Genomic DNA, 10376 nt, shown 5'->3' with positions numbered 1-10376 from the left:
CAGCGTTCGATATAGCGAACGATAAGTCCCGATTGAGCCGAGGTCAATCCGGCCGAGGTCACTCCGGCAGGACGGGGTGCGGCCTGCCGTCGAGCCGCTCGTCCGCGCGGTACTGCAGCAACAGCACCGAGTGCACGGGCGCGGCCGGCGCGGTGTAGCTGTGCGGCTCGCGGGCGTCGAACGCGACGTAGTCGCCGGGGCCGAGGTCCACGGTCTGCCCGGCGACCTCGACCCGCAGCCCGCCGGTCTGCACGACGGTGTGCTCGACGCCGACGTGCCCCTGCGAGCGCTGCGGCGCGTCCCCGCGGACCACCTGGTCGTACACCTCGAAGACGCTGTTGTCGGCCTCGATCCGCCGCAGCGGCCGCAGGTCGACGCCTTCGCCGCGAAGCACCTCGACCTCGGCCGCCCGCACGACGGTCAGCCCGCCGCGCGGCCGGTGGTCGAGCAGGTCGGAGATCGCCACCTCGAGCACCCGGGACAGGCTGAACACGGTCTCGATGGTCGGGTTGCCGGTGCCGCCTTCCAGCTGCGACAGCGTCGCCTTGCCGATCCCCGACCGCCGCGACAGTTCGGAAAGCGACAGCCCCCGCGCCGCCCGTGCCGCCCGCAGGTTCACCGCGAGCATGTCGCGGATCGACGGGCCGCCGTTCGGTAAAGCGTCCATTTCCTCGGGCTCTCCGTTCGGTTTGCCGATCGAACCAGCGGTCATGATGCCACGTCGGCAGCGGAAAATGCGTTGCTCTCCGTGGCTAGCCTTGACCGGTGAAGCAGTCGATCCTCGCAATGGCCGATCTGGCCACGCCGATGGCCATCCGGGTGGCGGCCACACTCGGCCTCGCGGAGCACGCCGGCAGCTCCGGAGCGACGGCCGCGCGGCTGGCTTCCGAAACGGGTACTTCCGCACCGGCACTGACCTGCCTGCTCGACCACCTCGTCACGGCCGGGGTCTTCGCCTTCGACGCCGGATCCGGCCGCTACCGGCCCACGGACCTCGGCGCGCAACTGCGCGAGGACGCCCCCGACGGCGTCAAACCCCTGCTGGACATCAACTCCGCCGGCGGGCGCGCGGAACTCGCCTTCGCCGACCTCCTGGGCACGATCACCACCGGTGCTCCCGCCTACGAACACCGGTACGGGCGCGATTTCTGGGCGGACATCGACGCCGAACCGCGGCTGCGGCGCTCGTTCGACGCCCAGATGGGCTGGCGGTTCCGGGTGCAGGCACCCCAGATCGCCGAACGTTTCGCCTGGGGTCGCTTCCCCCGGATCGTCGACGTCGGCGGGGGTGACGGCCTGGTGCTCGCGGAGATCCTGCGGGCCCATCCCGCCGTGCGCGGCCAGGTGCTCGATCTGGCGCCGTCGGCGACCGCCGCGGCCGGCCGGTTCGCGGCCGCCGGGCTCGCCGACCGGGCCGGCGCGGTGCCCGGCAGCTTCTTCGATCCCCTGCCCGCGGGAGCCGACGCCTACGTGTTGTCCGACATCCTGCACGACTGGGACGACGACCACGCCCGCCGCATCCTGGCCCGCTGCCGCCAAGCGGCCGCACCGGACGGCGCGGTGGTGGTGATCGAGCCGCTGCGCCACCAGGGCGCGAGCACGGCGATCGACCTGTTCATGCTGATGTGCTTCGGCGGGCGGGAACGGACGGTGGCGGAGCTGACCGGCCTGGCCGCCACCTGCGGCCTGGCCCTGCGCGCGACGACCCCGGTGGCCGAGGGCCGGACAGCCCTCGAGTTCGGCGTGGCACCGGAACCCGGCTGACTTCCCGGCCCCAGGGAGATTCGTTGCGGCATGGCGGGTCCCCGCCGCTGACCGCCCGGAGCCGGCGAGGCGGCTCCCGCTCGGTCACGAGCGGGACCCGACCGCCGGCCGGAGCCCGGCTCGCCGACCACCGCAAACCCGGGCCCGCCCCGCGGCCCGAGCCACGACGAGGCGGGCCGGACGACAGCGCTACTTCGTGTAGGTCAGGCAGTTGGCCGCGTGGCCGCCGTCGCCGGGGCCGACGCGGATGCTCGACGCCGTGCACTCCAGGGCCGAATTGTGGCGGCAGTCCACCCGGGAACACGCGCCGACCTGGGCCACGACGCGGTCCAAACCGCCCTTCGTGTTCAGCGGGACGAAGGTGCCGCAGTCGGCGGACCCGTTGTCCCCGCCGACGGTGATGGCGAAGGCGTGGCAGCCGTCGTGGTTGTAGGAACAGCCGCTGACCGTGCACTCGTGCACGGCGGGCATCTCGGTGGTGGTCATCCGTACTCCTGGTTCCGTGGTGGGAAAACAGTCGGTTCCCCGACGCTCCCACCACGGAACCGGACCCGCAATGCGCGGGGACGCGGCCGGGTGAACCTTCCGCCCGGCCGGGTGAGACCGAAGCGATAAACGCTCAGTCCGTGCGGATCGCCGGGTCGCTCGTGCTCGGCCGGCCGGTCTCCAGGTGTCCCGCGAGGCGGCGCAGGAACTTCGGATCGTGGTCGGAGGAGACCGAGACGTCGTACCAGTTGCCGCTCCGCCGGGTTTCCACGACCTCGGCGACCTGCGCTCCCGGCCGCAGCGACCGCGTCACCGAGCGCCGCCCGTAAGCGTCCGACACCGTCAGCCGCACCGCGGTCTTGCCGCTGTTGGTCAGGACCAGCGCGAGGTGGGCCCCCTCCTGGCGCACCCTCACCTCGGGCCCCGCGGTGCTCCCCCGGAACTGCCGCACGAAACCGTTCGGGCCGTAGGCGGTGTAGTCGTAGCCACCGGAGGCGGGCAACGCGGCGGAGAGCGAACGGCCGGCGCCCGCGGTGTACGTCCGCGGCTCCCCCGACGGCGAGACGACGTAGAACGTCGCCCCCGCCCGGCCGTGGCTGGCGAACGCCACCGTGAGGTGGTCACCGGTGAGCCGGGCGTCGGCGGCCAGGTCGTACGGCAGGGCCCGCGCCGGCCGCGGCCCGGGTTCCTGCTTCGGCAGCACAGCGCGGGCCGGCACCGCGGGCACGTAGTCCGGGTGCCGCTCGCGATCCGGCGGGAGGTACCCGGCGGTGTCCGGCAGCGCCGGGACCGCGGTGTCGGTCCGCGCGAAGTCGAACGCCGACGTCAGGTCACCGCACACCGACCGGCGCCAGGCCGAGATGTTCGGCTCGTGCACGCCGAAGCGGCGCTCGGCGAACCGGATGATCGAGGTGTGGTCGAACGTCTCCGAGCACACCCAGCCGCCCTTGCTCCACGGCGAGACCACCAGCATCGGCACGCGCTGGCCGAGCCCGTACGGGCCGCCCGGGTTCGCCGCCGACCCCGGGTAGAGTTCACCGGCGGTGTCCACAGTGGACTGGCCGGCGGTCGCGTACGGCGGGACGACGTGGTCGAAGAAGCCGTCGTTCTCGTCGTAGGTGATGAACAGCGCGGTCTTGCTCCACACGTCCGGGTTCGCGGTGAGCGCGTCGAGGACCTGCGCGATGTACCAGGCGCCGTAGTTCACCGGCCAGTTCGGGTGCTCGCAGAACGCCTCCGGCGCGGTGATCCACGAAACCTGCGGCAGCCGGCCGGCCTCGACGTCGGCGCGGAGCCGGTCGAAGTAGCCCTCGCCCGCCTTGGCGTTGGTGCCGGTGCGGGCCTTCTCGTACAGCGGGTCGCCCGGCTTGGCGTTGCGGTAGGCGTCGAAGTACAGCAGCGAGTTGTCGCCGTAGTTGCCTCGGTAGGCGTCGTCGATCCAGCCCCAGCCGCCGGCGGCGTCGAGGCCGTCCCCGACGTCCTGGTAGACCTTCCAGGACACCCCGGCCCGTTCGAGCCGCTCGGGGTAGGTCGTCCAGGAATAGCCCTTCTCGTCGTTGCCGAGGACCGGTCCCCCGCCGGCGCCGTCGTTGCCCGTGTAGCCGGTCCACAGGTAATAACGGTTCGGGTCGGTCGAGCCCATGAACGAGCAGTGGTAGGCGTCGCAGATCGTGAACGAGTCGGCCAGTGCGTAGTGGAACGGGATGTCCTCACGGGTCAGGTACGCCATGGTGGTCGAGCCCTTCGCGGGCACCCACTTGTCGTACCGGCCCTGGTTCCACGCCGCGTGCGTGTCCTTCCAGCCGTGCGGGAGGTCCTGGATGAACTGCAGGCCCAGGTTGTCCGCTTCCGGCCGGAACGGCAGGATGTCGCGCCGGCCGTCCGACTGCGCCCACACCGGCTTCCCGGAGGCCAGGGTCACCGGCCTCGGGTCGCCGAAGCCGCGGACCCCGCGCAGCGTGCCGAAGTAGTGGTCGAACGACCGGTTCTCCTGCATCAGCACCACGATGTGCTCGACGTCCCGCAGCGTCCCGGTGCGGTGGTGCGCGGGGATCTCCGCCGCGCGGGCGATGCTCGTGGACAACGCGGAAAGGGCGGCCGTGCCGCCGGCCAGCTGCAGGAAACGCCGTCGATTGACGTCCGTCATGAGGACTCCGGGGGGTCGTGGTGGCGAGCCGGGTCAGTATGGGTGGCCGATGGCGAACCGGTACCGGGACCGAGGCTAACGCCGGGCGAAACCCTGGTTAACGCCCGCGAGCGGACAGGCTGTTGACAGAGATACGGAAGTACGTACTAAAGTAGTCCTTCACTATGAATGACGTACCCAATATCGCCCGGGACGCGGACGAGCTGCTCTACTCCCCCGAAGTCCGCAGCGCGCTGGCCGCCTTCACCCTCGGTGAGGACACCGGCGTGCTCGAGGCCGCCGCGGCCGTCCGCACGGCCGCGCGGAGCCTCGACCAGCTCCGCTCCCGAGGCACCGACAGCCGCGGCCTCAGCCCCGGCGCCCTCGACCTCCTGATCCGGCTCGGCACCGGCGAATCGAACATCAAGGACCTCGCTGCGTCCGCCGGCGTGAGCTCCCGGAACGTGACCGGCCTGGTCGACACCCTGGAACGGGCCGGGCTCGCGGTGCGGGTGCCCGACCCGCGCGACCGGCGCTCGGTGCTGGTCCGGATCACCGCGGACGGCCGGACGTGGCTCGACGAGTTCCGGCGGCCGTCGCAGCTGGCCATGGCCGCCCTCTTCCGCGGGTTCACCGACGCCGAAACGACCCAGCTGCGGCACCTGTGCCTGCGGCTGGTGGAAAACCAGCACCACCTCGCCCGCTACTTCGAGGACCGATGACCACCCAGACCCGGGACACCGTCCAGGCCTATCACCGCGCCCGGTTCGCCGGCGACGTGACCGCCGCGGCCGCGCAGCTGGCCGGCGCGTTCCGCTTCCGGAGCCCGCTGATCGAATCCGCCGACGCCCGCGGCCACCTCGACGGGCTGGCCGCCTTCGTCGGGATCGTCACCGGGGTGGACCTGATCAGCGAGCTCTACGGCGACTCGGAGGCCACGCTCGTCTACGACGTGCACACCGCCACCCCGGTCGGCGTCCAGCACACCGCCGAGCACTTCCGGTTGACGGACGGGAAGATCACGGCCATCACCCTGATCTTCGACGCCACGCGGTGGCACCCGCTCATGGCGGCCGCGCAGCGGTGACCCGCCCGGGTTCAGGGCCGGCGGTTCTGGAACTGGAACTGGACCCGCACCGAGCCGTCCAGCGGGACGATGATCGTCGAGTTGCTCGCCGACCACTGGTCCGGCACGAGGAACATCCGGTCCTTGCCCTGGATCAGCAACCGCAGGTGCCGGTACCGGTAGTGGAAAGTCTGCCCCTCGGAAAGGGGCAGCTTCGTTTCCTGGACGCCCGGGCTGCGCAGGAACAGGCTCTCCTTGGTGTCGAGGATGACGCTGGGCAGCTTGTCCAGGCGGCTCGCCTCGTACATCGCGAGCCCGCGGCCGGACCACTGCGCCACGGTGGCCGTCATCCAGAACACGCTGACGGCGATCACCAGGTAAACGAGGACGACGAAACTCCGGTGGAGCAGGCTCGCGGGCGTCGCGTCTCCCGGCGCCCGCGGCGGACGCCGGATGGCCGTGCCGTACTGGAACAGGACGCCACCCAGCGCGATCAGCAGCGGGGTCACGAGCCCGTACAGCGGCCAGTCCCGCAGGAAGACGTAACTGACCAGCAGCAGCAGCCCGCCGATCAGTGCGATCAGGCCGATCACCTGCACGCCCCGGCCCAGCCGGCGCATCCGCGCCGCGGCCACGGTCCGGATCCGCTTCCGGACCGCGGCGTGGACCGCGACCGCACCGAGGCCCGCCGCGGTGAACACGAGCAGCGGGGTGAGCAGGGGCTGCGGGCTGCGCATGACGTAGTCCTGGGTGCCGAGTCCGATCGTGTCGACGTCGACACCGAAGTATTCGTACTGCGCACGGGCGGAAACGTAGCCGAAGTAGAACAGCAGGGCGGTGAGCAACGTCAACGGCGGGAGCACCGACTTGCCCGAGTCGACGAGCCGCTCGATCCGGCCGGGTGCCGTGCTTTCCCCGGCCACCGGCTCATCCACTAGGGCTCGACGAGGACTTCGCCGAGCTCGGCGAGGACTGGGTCACCGACGATTCCGGTCCGGTTTTCCCCTTCGGCTCGCGCAAGGGGACCTTTCCGCCTTTGATCTGCCCCGGCAACTGCCGGCACGAGCTTCCTTGCCCGGGCGGGCAGGCGAATTCACCCCTGAGCTTCAGGTTCCCGGCGGAGCTGCCGAGTTCTTTCACCAGGACCGAACAGCTGCTGCTACCACCCGGACGGAAGGTGAACGAGGCGCACGCGGAAATTCCTCCGCAGCCCCCGATCGCGCTGAAGCCGTCCGGCGGCGTGAATGCGATCCCGGTGACCGTGACCCCGTGGTCCGGCAGCAGCTCCGGTTGGTTCCAGCTGGCGGTCGCACACTGTTTCCCGTCGCCGTCGGGTTCGCTGCTCCCGCCGACCGGCAGCTGGGCGATCACGATCGCGACTTCGCCGTTGCCGGTGGGCCTCGGGGCCTCCGGCCCGGACGGCTCCATGCTCGGACTGCCCGAACTCGACGTATCGGCGGGCGGGGACGACTCCGGGGCGGAGCTTTCCACGCCGGGCTCGGACGGCGTCGAGCAGCCGGACACCCCGAACCCCAGGACGGTGGCCGCCACGAACAGTGCGCGGCGGATCGATCGGAACGAGTTCATCGTGGTTCCTCCTTGCCTTGCAGAGCCGCGCGCGCAGGGCGTGATACGCGGTCGCACCGCGTCATATGAGGACCTGCTCGAGCCGCCGCAGTATTCGGCTCGGCGGCGAATACCGCACATTCCGCGAATGGCGCAATCGATGGTGCTCCGTACGGAAGGCCGGCGCAAGGCGGTGAGCGGGTCGTAGCGCAACCGTGAACCCGTGGCCGAAACCGGTTCGGGGAGGCCAGCCGCGGCGGCTCGTCCGCACCGCTGCGTAAACTGCCGTATGGCTCGCAGACGAAGTGGGGAAGAATACGACCGGCCGGTATTCCACGCCGGTTTCCGCCGTGGGCCGGCATCGCTCGGCGCCGGGATCACCGTGCCGTGGCGCGAGACCCGGACGGGGATCTGACGTGGGGCGCGCGGAGTACCTGCTCGTCCTCGGCGCGTGCGTGCTGGTGACGTTGCCGCTGGAGCTGGCCGGCGCGCGGGTGTACCGCAGACCGGGCCGGCTGGCGCGCGCGGTGCTGCCGGTGGCGGTGGTGTTCCTCGGCTGGGACGCTCTGGCCATCGCCGCCGGCGTCTGGGACTTCGACCCGGCGTTCGTCACCGGCCTGCGCGCCCCGTTCGGGATTCCGCTCGAAGAGGTGCTCTTCTTCGCGGTGATCCCGGTGTGCGGGGTCCTGACCTACGAAGCGGTCGGCCTGACCGGGCGGCTGCTGCGGCGGTCGCGGCGGTGATGCCTTGGGGCTACACGGTTCCGGCCGTCGCCGCCGTGCTCGTCGTGGTCGCGGCGGAGCTGTTCCTGGTGCGCACCGGCCTGTTCCGGCGGCCGGCGTACTGGGTCACCATGGTGATCGTCGTGGCCTTCCAGGTGGCGGTGGACGGGTGGCTGACGAAGCTGTCGGCGCCGATCGTCCGGTACGCCCCCGGTGGCATCACCGGCTGGCGGTTCCCGTGGGACATCCCGGTCGAAGACTTCCTGTTCGGCTACGCCCTCGTGACCGCGGTGCTGCTCCTGTGGGAGCGCGGGAAATCCCGAGAGGACGGGGATTGAGGCCCGCTTCCGCCCAGCGGCGGTCCGAGGGGGGTCGACCGGCGAGCGGAAGCGGGAGTTCGAGGCCGGTACGGGGGTCGCCTCGCGGCGAAAGGCACGACACGGCTCCAGCGTGACCGGCTACTTCGAAAAGGCAGCGCCGTGAAGGCAAGGGGTGAGGCCCGGGGACACCGCCGTACCGACACCCTGGACAACGTCGCGCCTCCGGCGGTGTTCCGGACGGCGGGCGTGACGTGCGTCGCTCAGCGGGATCTCGCGAGCCCGTGGCCGGCCGGCGACCGCGTCCGGACCGCCCAGCGGGTGAGCGCCGGAACGGGAGCGACGGCCGCGAGGAACACCGCGGCGATCAGCAGCCACCCCGGGCCGCCGAGGCCGCCGACCGCGAGCGTGAACACGCCGGGGGCCACCATCTGCACCGTGGCCGTGGCGGCTTCGGTCACGCCTTGGTAGGCGCCCTTGGCGTCTTCACGCATGAGCTGCACCGACAAGCCCCAGTTGGCGGCCACGTAGCCGAGTTCCCCCACGACGTGCAGCACGGCGGCCAGCACCACCACCGTGACCGCGCCCGCGCCCGCGCCGCCGGCGGTCGTGGCGAGCAGCACGCAGCTCGCCGCGAGCACCACACCGGACACCACCGCCGTGCGCGCGGCCTGGCCCGCCGTGCGCGCGAACCGCGCGAACGGCACCTGGAACACCGCGATCCCCACCGAACTGAGCACCACCACCACGCCGCCCAGCCCCAGCGGCAGCCGGGTCCGGCCGGACAGCCACAGCGGCAACCCGGCCGACAACATGGCCCAGCACAGCGAAAGCACGGCCGTGGCCGCGGCGACGCACAGGTAGGGCCGGTCGCGCAGCACCACCCGCGTCCCCGGCCGTTCCGGCGGGGCCCCGGTGCGCGCGGGCACCAGCAACGTCGCTCCGGCGAGGGCGAGGAAGCTGACGGCGTTGCCGGCGATGGCCACGGTGTACGCCCACCGGGTGTCGGCGGTCAGCACCAGGGCGCCCAGTCCGGCGCCGGCGGCGTACCCGACGTGCTGCGCCACCCGCTGCCGCGCCAGCACGCGCACCCGCTCCGCGGGCTCGGTGACCACCCCGGTGATCAGCGCCGTCCGCACCGCGGTCCCGCCGGTCGCCAGTGCGGTGAAGGGCACCGTCACGGCCAGGAACGACCAGGTGCCGTCCACCGCGAGGTAGCCGGCCATCGCGACGGCCCGCACCAGCGTGAGCGCGACCAGCACCGGCCGCGCGCCGACCCGGTCCGCGAACGCGCCCAGGGGCACCGCGGCGGCCATGCCCGCCGCGCTCGCCACGGCCAGTCCCACGCCCACCGTGACCGGCGGGAGCCCGGCGATCCGGGTCAGGTAGAGCGCCCAGATCGTGAACCAGAGGCCGTCGCCGAGCGCGGAAACCCCGCGGCCCCACAGCAGGCTTCGCAATCCGTCCATGCAACCACCCTTCACGAAGGCGTGAATGGTAAGCACAGGGCCCGCCGAGCCGCAATCATCATTCAGCGATTCCTGAACCGTGTTAGGATCGCGCGGCGGAAGGGACGGGTGATGGGCGGACTGGTCGATGCGGGCAACGCCGTCCAGGGCGCGATCGTCGAACTGACGCGCGAACTGGCCGATCCGGTGCGCCTCACCGCTCTGCAGGTGCTGGCCGCCGAGGGCCCGCACACGATGGTGCAGCTGGCCGACGCCCTCGGCGTCACCGCACCCCGCCTGGGCAACCACCTGGCCCGGCTGCGGGCCGCCGGGCTCGTGACCGTCGAGCACGCCGGACGGCACGCCGTGTACCGCGTCGGCCGCGAAGACCTCTTGGCCGTGCTCACCGCACTGGCGCACTACGCGGGCAACGACTCCATCGCCCCGCCGGACCGCGCCGAGTCGGGCGCGGACATCGCGCACACGTGTTACGACCACGCCGCGGGCCGGCTCGGCGTGGCGGTGTTCGCCCTGCTCGTCGAGCGTGGAGCGCTGCGGCCCCCGGACGGGTCCGCACCCGAGGTGGCCCTCGGCGACGACCTGTCGGCGTTCCACGACCTCGGCGTCACCCCCGCGAAGGTCACCTCCGGCCGCCGCCGGCCGGCCACCGCCTGCCTCGACCGGACCCACCGCGTCCCCCACCTGGGCGGCGTCCTCGGTCACGAAGTCCTGGAAGCGTTCCTGGCCGACGACCTCGTCCGGCGGGGCACGGGCGACCGCGAACTGCGGATCACCCCGCGCGGCCGCCGCCGGTTCGGCGCCCTGCTGCCCGGGTTCGCGCCGTCCTGAAGCCGCAAGGCCGGGGAAATTCCCGGTAGCCGT

The 10376-nt window shown here is 72.1% G+C and carries 12 protein-coding genes; 7 read left to right on the top strand and 5 right to left on the bottom strand.

What is annotated here, in order from left to right:
• Positions 1-58: 58 nt before the first annotated feature.
• Positions 59-667 carry a helix-turn-helix domain-containing protein gene (locus AB0M80_RS19815; protein ID WP_364566540.1) on the bottom strand — a complete coding sequence of 203 codons (609 nt, stop codon included), beginning with the start codon at positions 665-667 and terminating at the stop codon, positions 59-61.
• Positions 668-765: 98 nt separating this feature from the next.
• On the opposite strand from AB0M80_RS19815, the gene AB0M80_RS19810 reads away from it, so the two are divergent.
• Positions 766-1764 carry a methyltransferase gene (locus tag AB0M80_RS19810; RefSeq protein ID WP_364566537.1) on the top strand — a complete coding sequence of 333 codons (999 nt, stop codon included), beginning with the start codon at positions 766-768 and terminating at the stop codon, positions 1762-1764.
• Positions 1765-1953: 189 nt separating this feature from the next.
• Here AB0M80_RS19810 and AB0M80_RS19805 read toward each other — a convergent pair whose 3' ends face one another.
• Both AB0M80_RS19805 and AB0M80_RS19800 read right to left on the bottom strand, forming a co-directional pair.
• Positions 1954-2250, bottom strand: coding sequence for a DUF1540 domain-containing protein (locus AB0M80_RS19805; RefSeq protein WP_364566534.1), 297 nt, complete (start codon positions 2248-2250; stop codon positions 1954-1956).
• Positions 2251-2383: 133 nt separating this feature from the next.
• Positions 2384-4396, bottom strand: coding sequence for a phosphocholine-specific phospholipase C (locus AB0M80_RS19800; protein WP_364566531.1), 2013 nt, complete (start codon positions 4394-4396; stop codon positions 2384-2386).
• Positions 4397-4560: 164 nt separating this feature from the next.
• Between AB0M80_RS19800 and AB0M80_RS19795 the strand changes: the two genes are divergently transcribed.
• Positions 4561-5097: a MarR family transcriptional regulator gene (locus AB0M80_RS19795; RefSeq protein ID WP_364566528.1), complete on the top strand. Its 537-nt coding sequence runs from the start codon at positions 4561-4563 to the stop codon at positions 5095-5097.
• Positions 5094-5462, top strand: a complete 369-nt coding sequence (locus AB0M80_RS19790; protein ID WP_364566525.1) for a hypothetical protein — start codon at positions 5094-5096, stop codon at positions 5460-5462. The genes AB0M80_RS19795 and AB0M80_RS19790 overlap by 4 nt, the downstream gene beginning before the upstream one ends.
• Before the next feature lie 11 nt (positions 5463-5473).
• Here AB0M80_RS19790 and AB0M80_RS19785 read toward each other — a convergent pair whose 3' ends face one another.
• Positions 5474-6364, bottom strand: coding sequence for a hypothetical protein (locus AB0M80_RS19785; RefSeq protein ID WP_364566522.1), 891 nt, complete (start codon positions 6362-6364; stop codon positions 5474-5476).
• Between the two features lie 254 nt (positions 6365-6618).
• Here AB0M80_RS19785 and AB0M80_RS19780 point away from each other — a divergent pair, with 254 nt between their 5' ends.
• The 3 genes from AB0M80_RS19780 (at position 6619) to AB0M80_RS19770 (ending at position 8067) form a co-directional block, all read left to right on the top strand.
• On the top strand, positions 6619-7215 hold the full coding sequence (locus AB0M80_RS19780; RefSeq protein ID WP_364566520.1) for a hypothetical protein: 597 nt from the start codon (positions 6619-6621) through the stop codon (positions 7213-7215).
• A 208-nt stretch (positions 7216-7423) separates the two neighbouring features.
• A complete protein-coding gene (locus AB0M80_RS19775; protein ID WP_364566519.1) occupies positions 7424-7750 on the top strand; it encodes a lycopene cyclase domain-containing protein in 327 nt (108 codons plus the stop codon).
• A complete protein-coding gene (locus AB0M80_RS19770; RefSeq protein ID WP_364566516.1) occupies positions 7747-8067 on the top strand; it encodes a lycopene cyclase domain-containing protein in 321 nt (106 codons plus the stop codon). The genes AB0M80_RS19775 and AB0M80_RS19770 overlap by 4 nt, the downstream gene beginning before the upstream one ends.
• Before the next feature lie 242 nt (positions 8068-8309).
• Here AB0M80_RS19770 and AB0M80_RS19765 read toward each other — a convergent pair whose 3' ends face one another.
• On the bottom strand, positions 8310-9515 hold the full coding sequence (locus tag AB0M80_RS19765; RefSeq protein ID WP_364566513.1) for an MFS transporter: 1206 nt from the start codon (positions 9513-9515) through the stop codon (positions 8310-8312).
• 111 nt (positions 9516-9626) lie between these two features.
• Here AB0M80_RS19765 and AB0M80_RS19760 point away from each other — a divergent pair, with 111 nt between their 5' ends.
• The gene (locus AB0M80_RS19760) at positions 9627-10343 is read left to right on the top strand and encodes a metalloregulator ArsR/SmtB family transcription factor (protein ID WP_364566510.1); all 717 of its coding nucleotides are present in this window, start codon (positions 9627-9629) and stop codon (positions 10341-10343) included.
• Positions 10344-10376: the final 33 nt, after the last annotated feature.

Origin of the sequence: Amycolatopsis sp. NPDC051045 (assembly GCF_040682955.1) — a bacterium.
Taxonomy (GTDB): Bacteria; Actinomycetota; Actinomycetes; order Mycobacteriales; family Pseudonocardiaceae; genus Amycolatopsis.
The sequence above is the reverse complement of the archived record's forward strand: the minus strand, read 5'-3'. Positions and strand labels throughout refer to the sequence as shown.